We start from the raw sequence: 16724 nt of genomic DNA, 5'->3' as shown, positions 1-16724 counted from the left end.
ACGACAGCTATCGCTTCAAGGTAAGCTCCGAAACCGCGAAAAAGAAACGGAGGTAAACACCAGCATTGACGCCAGAATGACACGCAGAACATAACAACCGGGTGGGTCAGATCTCGGTGACAATCAACACAGACATGGTGTATTCCTCTAGTTCTATTAGTTATAGGGACGACATAGCCGTGGGTTTGTCAAGTATACAATCGCCCAAGTTTAAGACCGATTTCGGCCCTTGTGTTGCACCAATGTATAGCAGTCCTGTGTCGCAGTTGGGCCCAATCGGGCGTCAACTCAGAATCGGGCAGATTTCCACGTGATATATTAAAGACTTACAGAATGCTGGCTGGGGTGGTAGGATTCGAACCTACGATACACGGTACCAAAAACCGATGCCTTACCACTTGGCTACACCCCAACTCTGAGCGAGGTTCTATCCAAGCATGCCGTGGCCTGCAAGCCCATTTTGCGTGCTAATTCGCAACAATTCGGTCAAGGTTCTGAACAAGGATGAATCGTCCCGATCTGCTGCGTTCTTGCGGTGCGGTGCAGGTCTTTTGGCCCATGGATCGCGCAGCGCGGGCGGCTGTTTGGCATGACCGTTGGAGCCGGGGGGCGGTCATCTGCCTGCGTGCCTGCGCATTGACGATTCGCAAGTTGAGTCCGGTGGCTGCGCCAGAGCGCCCCGCGCGGATAGCAGCGTCCTGTGTCTGCCGCCAGTCACAGGCAAACCGTGCCTGTGACTGGCTTTTGGTCTGGCCTGTTTTCAAAGCGGCGCCCGATCTCAGCGTGGTGTGGCCCGCCTGTCACGCGCGACCGCGTGCCACAAACCTTGGCAGCAGCGCCGAGAAGTCGCGCCCTTTGCCATCTTCGCTTTCAACAAAGGCGGTATAGAGTTCTGTTGCACGCGCGCCCATCGGTGTATCGGCATCCACGGCTTCGGCCGCTTGTTGCGACAGGCGCAGATCCTTAAGCATTAACTCTGCCGCAAAGCCCGGTTTATAGTCATTATCCGCAGGGCTTTGCGGGCCAATGCCGGGGGCAGGGCAATAGGCATTCATCGACCAGCTATATCCTGATGAGGTGGAAACCACATCGAACATGCGCGCGCGGTCCAGCCCCAGCTTGTCGGCCAGCGCGAATGCCTCGCAGGTGACAGCCATGGTTGCGCCAAGGATCATATTGTTGCAGATTTTCGCAGCCTGTCCGGCCCCTGCCGCGCCGCAATGGACTGCTTTCTGTCCCATACTCTCGAACAGGGGCAGAACGGTTGCAAAGGCGGCGTCGCTGCCGCCCACCATGAATGTCAGCGTGCCCGCCGCCGCGCCGCCCACACCGCCCGAGACCGGCGCATCCAGCGCCCCCAGCCCTGCCGCGACAGCGAGATCCGCAACCGCGCGGGCGCTGTCCACATCCACGGTCGAACAATCGCACAGAACCGCGCCTGCCTGCATTGCGGGAATCACCTGCGCGGCCACATCGCGCAGGATGGCGCCATTGGGCAACATGGTCAAAACGACATCGGCACCGCGCACAGCCTCCAGCACATCTTGCGCTTTGTGCACCCCCTCGGGGCAGGGGGCGACAAGGTCAAACCCTGTCACGGTATGGCCTGCGCGCATAAGGTTGGCCGCCATGGGCGCGCCCATATTTCCCAGCCCTATAAACCCGATTTTCATCTCTGTCCCTCCTCCACAATGTCAAATGTCAGCTCATCGGGGCCAAGCGTGGCCAGCATGGCGGCGACCTCCGCCTCGGTCACGTCTGCAAGTGTGGCATGCCGCCAGCGCGGGCTGCGGTCCTTGTCAATGATCGCCGCGCGGATGCCTTCCAGAAAATCCGCATGTTCCATCGCGCGCCAGGTAAAGCGGTATTCCTGCGCTAGCGCGTCGCGGATGCGGCCGCCCGCGCCCAGATTGCGCAGCATGGCCCGCGTACAGGCCATCGCCAGCGGTGAATTGCGTTGCAAGGCGTGCAGGGTCTTGGCCGCAAAGGCGCTGTCAATTTGTCCGATCGCCTGTGCAATCGCTGCCAGATTGTCTTGCCCGAAGGCGGCGTCGATCACGTCCTGATGCGCGGCAAGCGTGGCGTGGGGTGCGGGCGCGCCTTTCAGCGCTGCGACATCGCCGGTTGCCACAAGCTGCGCCTTCACCCCCTCCCACTGGTCTTGCGCGACAAACAGATCGGCAAAGCCCGCGCGAATTGCGTCGCCCGGCCCCATGCGCGCCCCTGTCAGGCCCAGATAAGCCCCCAAAGCCCCCGGCGCACGCGCCAGTATCCAGGACCCGCCCACATCGGGCACCAACCCGATGCCGCATTCGGGCATGGCAATCTGGCTGGTCTCGCCCACAATCCGGTGGCTGGCATGGCAGCCAACCCCGACCCCGCCGCCCATGACAAAGCCTTGCAGAAAACTGACCACGGGCTTTCGGTATTCCGCCAGCCGCGCGTTCATGCGGTATTCATCCAGCCAGAAGCGGCGGCCATAGCTGTAATCGCCTGTCACGCCGGTTGCATACATCTGGGCTATATCGCCACCGGCGCAAAAGGCTTTCTCGCCCTCGGCATCGATCAGGATAAGGGCAAGCGTGTCGTCTTCGGCCCAAGCCTTCAGGGCGGCATCGATCGCCAGACACATCTCGTAACTCAGCGCATTCAGCGCCTTGGGGCGGGTCAGGGTAATCCGGCCCGCGCGCCCTTCCTTGCGGATATGAATATCGGCCATCAGCGTTCGGCCAGCATCTGGCGCGCCACGATCAGGCGCATGATTTCATTCGTGCCTTCCAGAATCTGGTGTACCCGCAGATCGCGCACCAGTTTTTCAATGCCGTAATCGGCCAGATACCCATAGCCGCCATGCAGTTGCAGGCATTGGTCGGCAATGCGGCTGCCTGCTTCTGTGACGAATTTCTTGGCCATGGCGCAGAATTTCGTCGCATCGGGTGCACCTGTGTCCAGCTTCCACGCGGCTTGACGCAGAAAGACGCGGGCGGCCTGCAACTCGATCTCCATATCCGCCAGCCGGAATTGCAACGCCTGAAACTGGTCGATGGACTGCCCGAAGGCGCGCCGCTCGGCCATATAGGCCAAGGTCGCGTCCAGTGCCGCCTGCGCACCGCCCAATGAGCAGGCCGCGATATTCAGCCGCCCGCCATCCAGCCCCGCCATGGCATAGCGAAAGCCCGCGCCCTCTTCACCCAGCAGGGCATCTGCGCGCACGCGGCAATCATCAAACTGCACCTGCCGTGTGGGTTGCGACCGCCAGCCCATCTTGTCTTCCAGCCCGCCGAAACTCAGGCCTTGCGCGCCGTCCATCACCACCAGCGCTGAAATTCCCTTCGGCCCGTCCGCGCCGGTGCGTGCCATAACGATATAGCCGTCCGAATACCCCCCCCCCGAGATGAAGGCTTTGGTGCCGTTCAGCACATAGCCTTCAGTATCGCGCGTGGCCCGCGTCTTCAGCGCCGCCGCATCAGACCCGGACCCGGGTTCGGTCAGGCAATAGGACATGAAGCATTCCAGCCCGACCACGCGCGGCAAGATTTCTGCGCGCATCTGGTCTGATCCGAACTTGTCAATCATCGCCGCGCACATGTTATGAATGGACAGAAACGCCGCCACGGACGGGCAGGAATAGGACAGCGCCTCGAAAATCAGTGTCGCATCCAGCCGCGTCAGCCCCGCCCCGCCCGACTCTTCGCGCACATACAAGCCGCCAAACCCCAGTTCCGCAAATTTGGCCCAAAGCTCTTTCGGGATGGTGCCCTGCGCCTCCCAGTCGCGGGCAAAGGGGCCAATATGCTCTTGCCCGAAGGCCAGCGCCATATCGTAAATGGCCTGAGATTCCTCGCTCAGATTAAACTCCATGGCATCCTCCCTGTTGCACTAGGCCCCGCCTAACGCCGGAATCTTGCAGCAATATTTCATCCTTGCCCAAATATCCTGCGGGGGTGAATTGGCGCGCAGCGCCAAGAGGGGGCCGCACAGGCCCCCTCCGCTTGGATCACTCCATCGCCTTGAAGTTGAAAGCCGCCCCTTCCTTGATCCCGCTGGGCCAGCGCGAGGTGACCGTTTTGGTGCGGGTGTAGAACTTGAAGCTGTCCGGCCCGTGCTGGTTCAGGTCGCCAAAGCCCGATTTTTTCCACCCGCCAAAGGTGTGATAGGCCAGCGGCACCGGAATCGGCACATTGATCCCCACCATCCCGATATTGATCCGGCTGGCAAAATCGCGCGCGGCATCGCCATCGCGGGTGAAGATGGCAGTGCCATTGCCATATTCATGGTCCATCGCCATGCCAAGCGCCTCTTCATAGGTCTTGGCGCGCACCATCGACAGGACAGGGCCAAAGATTTCCTGCGTGTAAATGTCCATATCCGTGGTGACATGGTCAAACAGATGCGGGCCCACGAAGAAGCCGTCTTCATAGCCCTGCAAGCTGAAATTGCGCCCGTCAATGACCAGCTCTGCCCCTTGGTCGATCCCTGTCTCGACCAGCCGCAAGATGTTCTGCTTTGCCGCAGCTGTCACGACAGGGCCGTAATCGACATCATCGCCGCCTGTCCAAGGCCCGACTTTCAGCGCCTCGATCTTGGGCACAAGGCGTTCGCGCAGCGCTTCTGCCGTGCCTTCGCCCACCGGCACCGCGACCGAGATTGCCATGCACCGCTCGCCCGCCGCACCGTAACCTGCACCCACCAGCGCATCGGCGGCTTGGTCCATATCGGCATCGGGCATGATGATCATATGGTTCTTGGCACCGCCAAAGCACTGCACCCGCTTGCCATTCGCACAGCCGCGCGAATAGATATATTGCGCAATCGGGGTCGATCCGACAAAGCCGATCGCTTGCACGGTGTCATTGTCCAGAATTGCATCCACTGCGTCCTTGTCGCCATTGACGACTTGCAGCACGCCATCGGGCAGGCCCGCTTCCTTGAAAATCTCGGCCAGCATCAGCGGCACCGAGGGGTCACGCTCGGACGGCTTGAGGATCATGGCATTGCCGCACGCCAGCGCAGGCCCCATCTTCCACAGCGGGATCATGGCGGGAAAGTTGAAAGGTGTAATGCCCGCAACCACGCCCAAAGGCTGGCGCATCGAATACATGTCAATGCCGGGGCCTGCGCTGTCGGTGAATTCACCTTTCAGCAGATGCGGCGCACCCACGCAAAATTCGATCACTTCCAACCCGCGCTGGATATCGCCTTTGGCATCCACAAAGGTCTTGCCATGTTCAGAGGACAGCTTTTCCGCCAGCTTGTCCATATCGCGGTTGATCAGGCCCACGGCCGCCATCATCACCCGCGCGCGTTTTTGCGGGTTGGTGGCCCCCCATTTGATCTGCGCTTCTGCCGCGCGGGCAACTGCGTGATCCATCTCTTCCTTGGAGGCCAGCGGCACGCGCGCCTGCACCTCGCCTGTGGCGGGGTTGAACACATCCGCAAAGCGGCCAGACTGCCCTGCCACGCGTTGCCCGTCGATCCAATGTGAAAGTTCTTGCATCTTTTCCTCCTCAAGGTGGTTTCGCCACAAGATAGGCTTGCAAATTCGCCTTTGGAATAGGGAATATCTCAAATAAGTCTTGCAAAAATGCAAGGGTGTGGCAGGGTCGCAGGCATGATGGATTGGGATGATATGCGCGTCTTTCTGGCGCTTGCCCGTATGGAAAGCCTTGGGCGCGCAGGCCAGCACCTGCGCCTTGACCCGGCCACAGTGGGCCGGCGCATCGCGCGGCTGGAAGAGGGGTTGGGGCGGCGTCTGTTCACCCGCTCGCATCAGGGTTATGCGCTGACCGATGAAGGCGCGCGGCTGTTGCCCCATGCGGTGGCTGCCGAAAACACCATGGCCGCCGCCGCGCAGGAAGCGGGCGCGGGCAGCACAGGGCTGAGCGGCCAGATCCGTGTGGGCGCGCCCGATGGCTGCGCCAATTACCTGTTGCCCCAAGTCGTCGCCGCAATCTGCGAAGAGAACCCCGCGCTGGATGTCCAGATCATCGCCTTGCCGCGTGTCTTCAACCTGTCACGGCGCGAGGCGGATATGGCCATCGGCGTCTCGGCCCCCCAGACAGGGCGGCTGAGCGTGCAGAAGATCTGCGATTACCGCCTGCATCTGGCCGCCGCTTCCAGCTATCTGGACCAGCACCCGCCCATCACCAAGGCAGAAGACCTGCGCCAGCACCGGATCATCGGCTATATCCCCGATATGATCTTTGACAGTGAATTGGACTATCTGGCCGAACTGGGGTTGGACCGTGTCGCGCTGGGGTCCAATTCGGTGGCGGTGCAGTTCAATTTCATCCGCCATGCGGCGGGGTTGGGGGTGGTGCATGACTTCGCGCTGCCCTCTGCCCCCGGTCTGGTGCGGATATTGCCGCAGGTTTTCAGCCTCAAACGCAGCTTCTATCTGATCCGCCATCTCGACGACCGCCGCGTCAGCCGCCTGAACCGCTTTGCCGAAACGCTGTATCGCGGCATCCGCAAGGAGTTGGCGCGGCTGGAAGGCGCGGTGGACGGGCCTTTGCCGTCAGACGCGGCGTAAGCGCTACAGTGCCAGCTCTGCCCAGATCGGCACATGGTCCGATGGCTTCTCGCCCGCGCGCACCTCGCTGTCGATCCGGCAATCCTGCAACAGATCGGCGGCATAGGCATTCAACAGAATATGGTCGATGCGAATGCCGTCATTGCGCTCGAACGCGCCGGCTTGATAGTCCCAGAATGAATAATGGCCGCCCCCTTGGGTGCGCGTGCGAAATGCCTCGGTGAAGCCCAGATTCAGAATGCGCCGATAGGCCTTGCGCGAGGGCAGGCGAAACAGCGCATCCTCGCGCCATGCGTCAGGGCGCGCGGCATCCTCGGCCTGCGGGATGATGTTGTAATCGCCCATCACCGCCAGCGGCATTTCCAGCGCCAGCAAGTCGCGCAGCCGCGCTTCCATCCGCGCCATCCAGGCCAGCTTATAGGCATATTTCCCGCCCGCAACGGGGGTGCCCTCGGTGTCCAGCTCGACCGGGTTGCCATTGGGCAAATACAGGCCCACCACCCGCAGCGCGCCGTGTTCCGTGCTGACTGTCGCTTCTATCCAGCGCGATTGAATATCACTCTCATCGCCGGGCAGGCCGCGCGTTACATCTTCCAGCGGCAGCTTCGAGACGATGGCAACCCCGTTGAAGCCTTTTTGCCCATGGGTTTCCAGATTATAGCCGCGCTCCTCGATCAGGGCGCGGGGGAATGTCTCATCCGTGGATTTGATCTCTTGCAACACTGCCAGATCGGGCTGTGCCTCATCCAGCCAGCGCCCCAGCGCAGGGCCGCGCGCCTTGATTCCGTTGATGTTGAAACTTGCGATCTTCATCTGCCCTGCCTCGTTCTGCGGTTTGGCGGACAGTGCCATTCCTGCCCGCCATCGGCAAGGGCGGATAGACCTTGCGCAGCCGGTCCATTTTCTTGCTCCAAATACTCTCGCCGAAGGCTGCGTGCGCGAAGCGCGCGCATCACGCTTCAGTTTTCAAAACGCCTAAATTTTGAGAATAGCGCCCACAAAATATGCATCTAGGCAGCCCCGCTTGCCCGTTCCCTGTCTTGGGCGAAGCCACCCGATTGCCTAAATCGCGGCCTGCGGCACATGACATGCCTGCAGGGGGACAGATGAACGCACAGACCAAAATCTTGTCGCATCAGCGCAGCGCAGGCCATGCCAGCGCGCGGTTTGTGCAGCGCCCGCGCGGTGCGGCGCTGGTGGATCTGCGCCAGCAAGGCTCGGCCAAGGCGATTGTGCTGGGCGGCTCTGAGATCGTGTTTCTGAACACATCCGGCGGGCTGACAGGCGGCGACAGGCTGGAATATTGTCTGGACCTTGGCGCGGGCTGCCGCATGACCGCAACCACCCAGACGGCCGAGCGCGCCTATCGCAGCACCTCGGGCGCGGCGCATATGTCGGTGGGGCTGACTGTGGGCGCGGGCGCGCATCTTGACTGGTTGCCGCAAGAAACCATCCTGTTTGACCGCGCGCAGCTGCGCCGCCGCACCGAAATCACACTGGCCCGCGATGCAACCTGCCTGATGGCGGAATCGGTCGTGCTGGGCCGCGCCGCGATGGGCGAGACTGTGACCGCGCTGGATTTTCACGACTGGCGGCATATCCGGCGCGACAGTGCGCCTGTCCATCTGGAAGCGCTGCATCTGGATGCGACGCGTCTGGCGGCAGGGGCGGCGGGTTTGGACGGCGCGCGCGCCTTTGCCACGGTCGTCATGGTGGCGCCGGACGCGGCCTGCGCGCTTGGCCCTGTGCGCGCCGCGCTGGGCGGTGAACAGGTGCGCGCCGCCGCTTCCGCGCTGGAAGATCGCCTTGTTATCCGCGTGCTGGCGCAAGATGGCTGGCCCCTGCGCCGCAAGCTTGCCGAAATTCTGACCCTGCTGCGCCGCGCACCCTTGCCGCGCGTCTGGCAAATATAAGGAAGGTTTGATGTTTCTGAACCCCCGTGAAAAGGACAAACTGCTTGTCTCTCTGGCTGCAATGGTCGCGCGCAACCGGCTGGCGCGCGGCGTCAAGCTGAACCACCCCGAAGCGATTGCGCTGATCACCGATTATGTGGTCGAGGGCGCGCGCGATGGCCGCTCGGTTGCCGATCTGATGCAGGCAGGCGCGCATGTTATCACCGCTGACCAATGCATGGCAGGCATCCCCGAGATGATCCATTCGGTGCAGGTCGAAGCGACCTTCCCCGATGGCACCAAGCTTGTCACCGTTCACCACCCCATCCGCGAAAAGGAGTGAGGCATGATCCCCGGTGAAATTATCTGCCCCAAGGGCGAGATCGAGGTCAATGCAGGCCAGCCCGTCACCACGCTGGAAGTGTCCAACACAGGCGACAGGCCAGTGCAGGTGGGTAGCCACTACCATTTTGCCGAAGCCAATATCGGCCTTGCTTTCGACCGGGAGGCCGCGCGCGGCCAGCGGCTGGACATTCCCGCAGGCACCGCCGTGCGGTTTGAACCGGGCCAGACCCGAGAGGTGCATCTTGTGCCTTTCGGCGGCGCGCGGGTTGTCTACGGGTTCAACGCCAAGGTCATGGGGGCGCTTTAATGTCATACAAGATTACACGCGACGCCTATGCCGATATGTATGGCCCCACTGTGGGCGATAAGGTACGTCTGGGCGACACCGACCTGATTATCGAGGTTGAACGCGACCTGATTGTTGAACGCGGCGGCTACGGCGAAGAAGTCAAATTCGGCGGCGGCAAGGTCATCCGCGACGGCATGGGCCAAAGCCAGATCACCCGCGCCGAAGGGGCGATGGACACAGTCATCACCAATGCGCTGATCGTGGACTATACCGGCATCTACAAGGCCGATGTGGGGCTGAAGGACGGGCGCATTGCCAAGATCGGCAAGGCCGGCAACCCCGACACGCAAGCAGGCGTCGATGTCATCATCGGGCCGGGAACCGAGATTATCGCGGGTGAGGGCAAAATCCTGACCGCGGGCGGATTTGACGCGCATATCCATTTCATCTGCCCGCAACAGATTGATGATGCGCTGCATTCCGGCCTGACGACCATGCTGGGCGGCGGCACTGGCCCTGCGCATGGCACATTGGCCACCACTTGCACCCCCGGCCCGTGGCATCTGGGCCGTATGATGCAGGCCGCCGATGCGTTTCCGATGAATCTGGCCTTTGCGGGCAAGGGCAATGCCTCGCTGCCTGCTGCGTTGCATGAACAGGTGCGCGCGGGGGCGGCCGCGCTGAAGTTGCACGAAGACTGGGGCACCACCCCTGCCGCGATTGATTGCTGCCTGTCGGTCGCCGAGGAAACCGATATTCAGGTGATGATCCACACCGATACGCTGAATGAATCGGGCTTTGTTGAAAACACGCTCAAAGCCATTGCTGGCCGCACGATCCATGCTTTCCATACCGAAGGGGCAGGGGGCGGACATGCGCCCGATATCATCAAGGTGGTCAGCAGCCAGAATATTCTTCCCAGCTCCACCAACCCGACCATGCCCTATACTGTCAACACCATCGAAGAGCATCTCGATATGCTGATGGTGTGCCACCATCTGGACCGCAAGGTTCCCGAGGATGTGGCTTTCGCAGAATCCCGCATCCGGCGCGAAACCATCGCCGCCGAAGATATCCTGCATGATATGGGCGCGTTTTCTGTCATCTCGTCCGACAGTCAGGCGATGGGCCGCGTGGGCGAGGTGATTACCCGCACATGGCAAACGGCGCATAAAATGAAAGTCCAGCGCGGGCGATTGAGCGAGGAGACGGGCGCGAATGACAATTTCCGCGTGCGCCGCTATATTGCGAAATACACGATCAATCCGGCCATTGTGCATGGCATGTCGCGCCATATCGGCAGCATTGAGGTAGGCAAGCGCGCCGATCTGGTGCTGTGGCACCCTGCCTTTTTCGGGGCCAAGCCGGATATGGTGCTGATGGGCGGGTCGATCATTGTGGCGCAGATGGGCGACCCCAATGGCTCTATCCCTGTGCAGCCCATGCATTCACGGCCCATGTTTGGCGCATATGGACGCGCGGTCGAACGCGCGGCGGTGGTGTTTGTATCGAAAGCAGGGCAAGAGGCGGGCGTGCGCGAGGCGCTGGGGTTGGCCAAGGAGACACTGGCGGTTGAAGGGTGCCGTGGCGTGCAAAAAGCCGATATGCGCCTTAACAGCGCCACCCCCCAGATCGAGGTGGACCCCGAAACCTATGAAGTGCGCGCGGATGGCGAAGTGCTGACTTGCGAGCCTGCGCAGGATTTGCCGCTGGCACAACGCTATTTCCTGTATTGAAAGGGCAGAAATGCGCCAAAACGTGCAACCGGAATGTGGCTTTTCTGCATCGCAGCAAATTGTGAACAGGGCGCACGCTGAAAACACGCAGTGTTCATGCTATATGTCTATCAGGGAGGGTGTATTTTGCCTGATGGAGATGCCGATGTCACTTCGACCCGCAAACTCCCTGCTCAGCCCGCACCAGTCCATGCAGCTTGACTGGTTCCTTGCCGGTACCGGCCTTGGCTGCAACCCCGCCCAGGACCGCGCCGCGCGCGAGGCTGAATTCGCGCGCCTGTCCGCGCTGCCCGATGGGGCGTTGCGCTCCATGGGGTTGTCGCGGCAGGGCTTGGCCGCTCATGTCTACCGTGATCTTTTCCATAGAGGTGTCTTATGACCGACCTTCCCCCCCTGCGCCGCTTGCTGAAAACCAAACCTGCGCGCTGCGATGGCGCTGTGATCCTTGATTATGACGCCCGCCTGATGCGACGCAAACGCCTGATGACCGCGCAAGGTCGCGGCTTTCTGGTCGATCTGGCAGAAGTTACCAATCTGGATGCGTGGTGGGGGTTCGAGCTGGAAGATGGCACCACGCTGGAAATTGTCCCCGCCGATGAGGCGCTGGTCGAGGTGACCGGCGATCTGGCGCGCTTTGCATGGCATATCGGCAACCGCCACACGCCCTGCCAGATCGAGGCAAACCGCCTGCTGATCCGCCATGACCATGTGATTGAAGCGATGCTGGCGCAGCTAGGGGCGCGGATGCGCCATTTCACAGGGCCTTTCACCCCTGAGGGCGGCGCTTATGGGCATGGGCGCACAATGGGCCATGACCATGGCCCCGCAGATGGCCATGCGCATAGCCACGACCACGCCCACGACCACGCGCATTGACCATGCTGCACGCAGAAACCCTGACGCTGCATCACTGGCTTTCGCCTGCTTTTCCAACAGGGGCTTTCGCCTATAGCCACGGGCTGGAACAGGTGATCGCGCTGGGGCAGGTGACCGATGCGGCGGGGCTGGAATACTGGCTGGCAGATGTGCTGCGCTATGGCAGCGGCTGGCAAGACTGCGTGCTTCTGGCTTGCGCCCTGCAGGAAGGGGCCAATCTGGACGCGCTGGATGCAACCTGTCATGCCTTGCAACCCTGTCTGGAGCGGTTGCAGGAAACACAGGAACAGGGCGCGGCCTTTGCCCGCACTGTTGCGCAGATCACAGGGCGCGATTTGGCCGCGCGCACCTTGCCCATCGCGGTGGCGGAAGCTGCCGCGCCATTGGGCCTGCCTGCGCAAACAGTGATTGCCGCCTATCTGCAAGCCTTTCTGACCAATCTGGTCACAATCGGCATCCGCCATGTGCCGCTGGGGCAGGGCGAAGGGCATGGCACCCTTGCGCGGCTTCTGCCTTTGGTGCCGGACCTTGCCCATGCCGCCAGCCTTGCCTGTCTGGAAGATCTGGGCAATTGCTGTCTGGGAGCCGATATGGCGGCGATGGAACATGAAACCAAGGAGATAAGGTTGTTTCGGACATGAGCAAACACGGACCTCTGCGCGTGGGCATCGGTGGCCCTGTGGGCGCGGGCAAAACGACATTGACCGAAAAACTGGCCCGCGCGCTGGCATCCCGCTGTTCGATGGCGGTGATCACCAATGACATTTACACCCGCGAGGATGCCGAGGCGCTGATGCGCGCCCAAGTGCTGCCAGCCGAGCGGATTCGCGGTGTGGAAACCGGCGGCTGCCCGCATACCGCCATCCGCGAAGACGCCAGCATCAATCTGGCCGCCGTCGCGGATCTGAGCCGCAAGATCCCCGATCTTGACCTGATCCTGATCGAATCGGGGGGGGATAATCTGGCGGCGACCTTCTCGCCCGAACTGGCGGATGTCACCATCTATGTGATCGACACGGCAGCAGGGCAGGATATTCCGCGCAAACGCGGGCCGGGCCTGACGAAATCTGACCTGCTGGTGGTGAACAAGACCGATCTTGCGCCCTATGTGGGGGTCGATCTGGCGCTGCTGGAGGCAGATACCAAGGCCGCACGCGGCACGCGGCCCTATGTTCTGGCGCGGCTGCGCGATACAGTGGGGCTGGAAGAGGTCATTGCTTTTTTGCAGCGCGAAGGGGGCTTGCGGCTGAAAGAGCCTGCCGCCTGAATACCGGCGCGCGGTGACCCCGGACTTGATCCGGGGTCTCTGGGGCAAGCACGAGGTCCCGGATCAAGTCCGGGACCGCCGCGCGCGTGTGTTCGGCTGATTTATGCCAGTAGCTGGCCGTTTGCATGGCCTGCGATATGCGTTTGCACGATCTGGCCCACAGGCTGCGGGGTGGCAAAACGCACTTCGGTGAATTGCGCTGTGCGCCCCAGATGTGCGGCCTCGATCAGCACATCATGCTGTGTGCCCTGCTGCGCAGCAAGGTGGTGGTCAAGCGCCCTGTCGCCTGCCGCGCGCAGCCGCGCTGCCCGTTCCCGAACCACGCCCCCGTCAAGCTGCGGCATGCGTGCCGCAGGCGTGCCCTTGCGCGCGCTGAAGGGGAAGACATGCAGAAAGGTCAGTCCGCAGTCTTCCACCAGTTTCAGCGAATTCTCGAACATCTCCTCTGTCTCGGTCGGAAAGCCCGCGATAATGTCAGCGCCAAAGACCATATCGGGCCGCAAGCGCCGCGCCGCTTCGCAAAACCGGATCGCGTCGTCGCGCAAATGGCGGCGTTTCATCCGTTTCAGGATCATGTCATCGCCTGCTTGCAGCGACAGATGCAGATGCGGCATCAGGCGCGGCTCCGAGGCGATGGCTTCCATCAGCGCGTCATCCACTTCGATCGAATCGATCGAGGAGATGCGCAGCCGCGCCAGATCCGGCACCAGTCGCAGGATGCGCCGCACCAGATCGCCCAGACGCGGCTGGCTGGGCAGATCGGCCCCCCAGGAGGTCAGGTCTACCCCTGTCAGCACCACCTCGTTATAGCCTTGCCCCACCAATCGGGTGATCTGTTCAACCACCACACCCGCAGGGACAGAGCGTGAATTGCCGCGCCCATAGGGGATGATGCAAAATGTACAGCGATGGTCACACCCGTTTTGCACCTGAACATAGGCCCGCGCGCGCGTGCCGAAGCCGTCAATCAGGTGGCTTGCAGTCTCTCTCACAGACATGATGTCATCAACCTGCACCCGCTCGGTTGCGCCAATCAGGTCCGGCACCATCTGCGCCCATGTCGCAGGCTGCATTTTCTCGGTATTGCCGATAACGCGCGTCACCTCGGGCATGGCGGCGAAAGTCGCAGGCTCGGTCTGTGCGGCGCATCCCGTCACGATGATGGGGGCGCTCGGGTTCTCGCGGCGCAAACGCCGGATTTCCTGCCGTGCCTTGCGCACAGCCTCGGATGTGACCGCGCAGGTATTGACGACCAGCGCATCGCGCAGCCCCGCCGCCTCGGCCATGGCTTTCATGGCCTCTGTCTCATAGGCATTCAGGCGGCAGCCCAGAGTGGTAAACTGTGGCGCATTGCTCATGTCGCAAGCGCCAGAAATTCGGGCGAGAAGACGCCATCGAACACATGCGCCACCGGCCCTGTCAGCCAGACGCCATCGTCGCGCCAATCCACATCCAGCCGCCCGCCATCTGCATCGATCCGCACGCGGCGCCCTGTCAGCCCGCGCCTATGCGCGGCCACGGCAGTTGCGCAAGCCCCAGACCCGCAGGCAAGGGTAATGCCTGTGCCGCGTTCCCACACGCGCAGGCGCAGATGATCGGGCGCGATGCGTGCTGCAAATTCCACATTCGTGGCCTCTGGGAATAGCGGGTCATGTTCCACCTGCGGGCCGCGTGTGGCAACAGGGGCCGCATCTGCATCGGCCACGAAATGAATGCAATGCGGGTTGCCCATGCCCACGGCGGCGGGTGCCTCCGGCAGGGGCAGATGGTCAAGATCGACATCGCGCGCCAGCGGCACGCCTCGCCAGTCAAGTATCGGCGCGCCCATATTGACCCAGACCTGCCCATCGCGGCGTTCTGCCAGCAAGACCCCGCGCGCGGTGCGCAGGCGCAGGCTGTCGCGCCCCAGTTCCGCCATAACGCGGGCCGCAACGCAGCGCGTGGCATTCCCGCATGCACCCGCGCGCGACCCGTCTGCATTCCAGAAATCCAGATCCAGATCAGCCGCATCCGAGGCGCGCAATTCTGCCAGCTGGTCAAACCCCACGCCGCGATGCCGGTCGCCAATCGCGCGCGCCAGCGCAGCCGTCACCACCCCGCCCGCGCGCCTGCGCGAGTCGATGATCACAAAGTCATTGCCCGCGCCATGCATTTTGGCAAAAGGCAGAGAGGGGGATGAACCAGACATGAGCGCGATATAAGGGCCACGCCCCCCCCTGACCAGTCATCATTTGTACCCCGCAACAAGAATAGTGCCGCAGATGACCGATTAGCCCTTGACCCCACCCCAGTGCTTTTCTAGATAGCGCATCAAGTGTGGGCCGGTAGCTCAGTTGGTAGAGCAGCTGACTTTTAATCAGCGGGTCACAGGTTCGAATCCTGTCCGGCTCACCACTTTACTGAAGAAAGATGTGACGAGCCGTGGCTTTTGGACTCTGGCGTCAAGGTTTTGTCCCTTTTCGTCAGAGTTTTTGTCCCTTGAGCGCTTTTGGGTGTTCTCGGGAGCGAAAGGTGATGGTGTTGGGATCCCCGCAGCTTTCTCTTGAAGCTTGGTTGATAAGAATTTGGCGAGTGTCGATTAAGGCGCTAGCTCTGCTTCTTACGCACGGAATCGTAGTGACGTGAGGATTCAGTTGCTGTGCTACCTTTGAACAGGCCGTTTGCTCTCGTTTGCCGTGACGGCCTCGCTCAGGTGTCGCCTGGCAAAGCGGGTGGTACTGGCAATTCGGTCTGAAATGCATGTGCTCCCAGCGCCACCCCGCAAAGCTCATAACAGCGGGCGTCGACGGCGGCGCGGGTCATGCTCAGTTCAGTCGCCAGTTCGTCTGCGCTGTCCCGGTTGATTGACGCCGCATGCATCTCCGTCGTAACCGCCCGATTGTTACCGCCTGCCGGGAGGCGGGCTGATAGCCTAATACTACAGTTGCGGATAATGTCGAATTTTCCGATGTGCGATGGCGGCATTGAGCTGGTGCTGGTGTCGCCATCTTGACCAGTCCCAGATGACATCAAGATCAAAGATTGTGGTCAGCAGCAAACGGCAAATGAGTTTTCGGATCTCTGATGTTGTCATGCAGCGTTGAAGGCGTTCGATGAGGTGGTGACCGGCGACATGCGTGGACTCGTTTCGTTCTGTTTTTGAAGAACCGTTTTTCTCTGATCTGCCACGAGCTTTGCCAGGAATGCCGCTGCTGCCATGACAAGGCTGATGTGGCGATGCCAGCCATGCCATGAACGCGCCTCGCAGTGATCTAACCCCAGATCATCCTTGGCACGCAGGAAGCATTCTTGGACGGTCCAGCGCAATCCGGCGGCAGAGGCCAGTTCGGATAGGGATGTTTCTGAAGGCGCATGCGCGAAATAGTAGGAGATATTTCCGGGATCACGAAGCGTGCGACGGGCGAGAACCCAGCGCGCGAAACCTCTTTGTGATGTTTGGCCCAACGGAATGCGCGCCCAGTCGTAGAGCCGGAGCCCTTTGGTGCCTTCGCCCGCGGGGAGCGCGTGCCATGCCTCGGGCTTCAGGTCATCAAACATCATGGCAGGATCCGTCTGCATGAGGCCGCTTTCAGTAAAAAATCGGAGTGTGTGATTGGAGCGCACTGCCAAAACATATGCCTGATCACGGGCCTCCAGCATCCGTCTGAAGCGCCTGTCCGATCCATAGACAGAATCTGCAAGAACGAAGGCGCATGGCATGCCCTCGTCCAGAAGTTTCGAGACCATGGCGCAGGCCATGGCGGGGTTGGTGGCAAAGGGGATCTCTTCTGGCACCTGCGCCTTTCCC

The 16724-nt window shown here is 61.6% G+C and carries 17 protein-coding genes and 2 tRNA genes; 10 read left to right on the top strand and 9 right to left on the bottom strand.

The features are described 5' to 3' along the window. Positions 1-337 precede the first annotated feature (337 nt). From BG455_RS12085 to BG455_RS12065, 5 genes are all read right to left on the bottom strand, one after another. A tRNA-Gln gene (locus tag BG455_RS12085) sits at positions 338-412 on the bottom strand. 388 nt (positions 413-800) lie between these two features. Continuing rightward, positions 801-1673: a 3-hydroxyisobutyrate dehydrogenase gene (gene mmsB, locus BG455_RS12080; RefSeq protein ID WP_071470262.1), complete on the bottom strand. Its 873-nt coding sequence runs from the start codon at positions 1671-1673 to the stop codon at positions 801-803. After that, positions 1670-2719: an enoyl-CoA hydratase/isomerase family protein gene (locus tag BG455_RS12075; protein ID WP_071470261.1), complete on the bottom strand. Its 1050-nt coding sequence runs from the start codon at positions 2717-2719 to the stop codon at positions 1670-1672. The genes mmsB and BG455_RS12075 overlap by 4 nt, the downstream gene beginning before the upstream one ends. After that, positions 2719-3861 carry an acyl-CoA dehydrogenase family protein gene (locus tag BG455_RS12070; protein WP_071470260.1) on the bottom strand — a complete coding sequence of 381 codons (1143 nt, stop codon included), beginning with the start codon at positions 3859-3861 and terminating at the stop codon, positions 2719-2721. The genes BG455_RS12075 and BG455_RS12070 overlap by 1 nt, the downstream gene beginning before the upstream one ends. Positions 3862-3997: 136 nt before the next feature. Further along, on the bottom strand, positions 3998-5497 hold the full coding sequence (locus tag BG455_RS12065; protein WP_071470259.1) for a CoA-acylating methylmalonate-semialdehyde dehydrogenase: 1500 nt from the start codon (positions 5495-5497) through the stop codon (positions 3998-4000). A 117-nt stretch (positions 5498-5614) separates the two neighbouring features. On the opposite strand from BG455_RS12065, the gene BG455_RS12060 reads away from it, so the two are divergent. Next, positions 5615-6532 carry a LysR family transcriptional regulator gene (locus BG455_RS12060; protein ID WP_071470266.1) on the top strand — a complete coding sequence of 306 codons (918 nt, stop codon included), beginning with the start codon at positions 5615-5617 and terminating at the stop codon, positions 6530-6532. Positions 6533-6535: 3 nt separating this feature from the next. Here the strand turns inward: BG455_RS12060 and xth are convergent, their stop codons facing one another. Beyond that, complete coding sequence (gene xth, locus BG455_RS12055; protein ID WP_071470265.1) at positions 6536-7345, bottom strand: exodeoxyribonuclease III; 810 nt, start codon at positions 7343-7345, stop codon at positions 6536-6538. A 293-nt stretch (positions 7346-7638) separates the two neighbouring features. On the opposite strand from xth, the gene BG455_RS12050 reads away from it, so the two are divergent. From BG455_RS12050 to ureG, 8 genes are all read left to right on the top strand, one after another. Further along, positions 7639-8445 carry an urease accessory protein UreD gene (locus BG455_RS12050; RefSeq protein ID WP_071470258.1) on the top strand — a complete coding sequence of 269 codons (807 nt, stop codon included), beginning with the start codon at positions 7639-7641 and terminating at the stop codon, positions 8443-8445. Between the two features lie 10 nt (positions 8446-8455). After that, positions 8456-8767 carry an urease subunit gamma gene (locus BG455_RS12045; RefSeq protein WP_071470257.1) on the top strand — a complete coding sequence of 104 codons (312 nt, stop codon included), beginning with the start codon at positions 8456-8458 and terminating at the stop codon, positions 8765-8767. 3 nt (positions 8768-8770) lie between these two features. Then, the gene (locus BG455_RS12040; RefSeq protein ID WP_071470256.1) at positions 8771-9076 is read left to right on the top strand and encodes an urease subunit beta; all 306 of its coding nucleotides are present in this window, start codon (positions 8771-8773) and stop codon (positions 9074-9076) included. Beyond that, complete coding sequence (gene ureC, locus BG455_RS12035) at positions 9076-10794, top strand: urease subunit alpha (protein ID WP_071470255.1); 1719 nt, start codon at positions 9076-9078, stop codon at positions 10792-10794. The genes BG455_RS12040 and ureC overlap by 1 nt, the downstream gene beginning before the upstream one ends. Before the next feature lie 145 nt (positions 10795-10939). Next, positions 10940-11173, top strand: coding sequence for a hypothetical protein (locus tag BG455_RS12030; protein WP_071470264.1), 234 nt, complete (start codon positions 10940-10942; stop codon positions 11171-11173). Beyond that, on the top strand, positions 11170-11670 hold the full coding sequence (gene ureE / locus BG455_RS12025; protein WP_071470254.1) for an urease accessory protein UreE: 501 nt from the start codon (positions 11170-11172) through the stop codon (positions 11668-11670). Before BG455_RS12030 ends, ureE begins: the two co-directional genes overlap by 4 nt. Positions 11671-11675: 5 nt before the next feature. Next, positions 11676-12311, top strand: a complete 636-nt coding sequence (locus BG455_RS12020; protein WP_071470263.1) for an urease accessory UreF family protein — start codon at positions 11676-11678, stop codon at positions 12309-12311. Then, entirely contained in the window at positions 12308-12937 is a 630-nt protein-coding gene (ureG, locus tag BG455_RS12015; protein WP_071470253.1) for an urease accessory protein UreG, read from the top strand. Before BG455_RS12020 ends, ureG begins: the two co-directional genes overlap by 4 nt. 101 nt (positions 12938-13038) lie before the next feature. Here ureG and mtaB read toward each other — a convergent pair whose 3' ends face one another. Together mtaB and dapF are read right to left on the bottom strand one after the other, a co-directional pair. Continuing rightward, on the bottom strand, positions 13039-14295 hold the full coding sequence (gene mtaB / locus BG455_RS12010) for a tRNA (N(6)-L-threonylcarbamoyladenosine(37)-C(2))-methylthiotransferase MtaB (RefSeq protein ID WP_071470252.1): 1257 nt from the start codon (positions 14293-14295) through the stop codon (positions 13039-13041). Then, positions 14292-15125, bottom strand: coding sequence for a diaminopimelate epimerase (dapF, locus tag BG455_RS12005; RefSeq protein ID WP_071470251.1), 834 nt, complete (start codon positions 15123-15125; stop codon positions 14292-14294). Before dapF ends, mtaB begins: the two co-directional genes overlap by 4 nt. A gap of 130 nt (positions 15126-15255) precedes the next feature. Here dapF and BG455_RS12000 point away from each other — a divergent pair. Beyond that, positions 15256-15331: transfer RNA gene (locus BG455_RS12000), tRNA-Lys, on the top strand. Between the two features lie 675 nt (positions 15332-16006). On the opposite strand, the gene BG455_RS11995 is transcribed toward BG455_RS12000, so the two are convergent. After that, the coding region (locus BG455_RS11995; RefSeq protein WP_143079896.1) for an IS701 family transposase at positions 16007-16724 on the bottom strand (718 nt) is incomplete at its 5' end.

The organism is Roseinatronobacter thiooxidans, assembly GCF_001870675.1.
Classification (GTDB): Bacteria; Pseudomonadota; Alphaproteobacteria; order Rhodobacterales; family Rhodobacteraceae; genus Roseinatronobacter; species Roseinatronobacter thiooxidans.
This window is presented reverse-complemented; position numbering and strand designations above follow the sequence as displayed.

Bases quoted from the DNA above. Each gene is read 5' to 3' on its own strand.
- BG455_RS12060 (WP_071470266.1), top strand. From the start codon at position 5,615: ATGGATTGGGATGATATGCGCGTCTTTCTGGCGCTTGCCCGTATGGAA.
- BG455_RS12075 (WP_071470261.1), bottom strand. From the start codon at position 2,719: ATGGCCGATATTCATATCCGCAAGGAAGGGCGCGCGGGCCGGATTACC.
- BG455_RS12070 (WP_071470260.1), bottom strand. From the start codon at position 3,861: ATGGAGTTTAATCTGAGCGAGGAATCTCAGGCCATTTACGATATGGCG.
- BG455_RS12065 (WP_071470259.1), bottom strand. From the start codon at position 5,497: ATGCAAGAACTTTCACATTGGATCGACGGGCAACGCGTGGCAGGGCAG.
- dapF (WP_071470251.1), bottom strand. From the start codon at position 15,125: ATGTCTGGTTCATCCCCCTCTCTGCCTTTTGCCAAAATGCATGGCGCG.
- BG455_RS12050 (WP_071470258.1), top strand. From the start codon at position 7,639: ATGAACGCACAGACCAAAATCTTGTCGCATCAGCGCAGCGCAGGCCAT.
- xth (WP_071470265.1), bottom strand. From the start codon at position 7,345: ATGAAGATCGCAAGTTTCAACATCAACGGAATCAAGGCGCGCGGCCCT.
- BG455_RS12040 (WP_071470256.1), top strand. From the start codon at position 8,771: ATGATCCCCGGTGAAATTATCTGCCCCAAGGGCGAGATCGAGGTCAAT.
- BG455_RS12045 (WP_071470257.1), top strand. From the start codon at position 8,456: ATGTTTCTGAACCCCCGTGAAAAGGACAAACTGCTTGTCTCTCTGGCT.
- ureE (WP_071470254.1), top strand. From the start codon at position 11,170: ATGACCGACCTTCCCCCCCTGCGCCGCTTGCTGAAAACCAAACCTGCG.
- ureC (WP_071470255.1), top strand. From the start codon at position 9,076: ATGTCATACAAGATTACACGCGACGCCTATGCCGATATGTATGGCCCC.
- mtaB (WP_071470252.1), bottom strand. From the start codon at position 14,295: ATGAGCAATGCGCCACAGTTTACCACTCTGGGCTGCCGCCTGAATGCC.
- BG455_RS12030 (WP_071470264.1), top strand. From the start codon at position 10,940: ATGTCACTTCGACCCGCAAACTCCCTGCTCAGCCCGCACCAGTCCATG.
- mmsB (WP_071470262.1), bottom strand. From the start codon at position 1,673: ATGAAAATCGGGTTTATAGGGCTGGGAAATATGGGCGCGCCCATGGCG.
- ureG (WP_071470253.1), top strand. From the start codon at position 12,308: ATGAGCAAACACGGACCTCTGCGCGTGGGCATCGGTGGCCCTGTGGGC.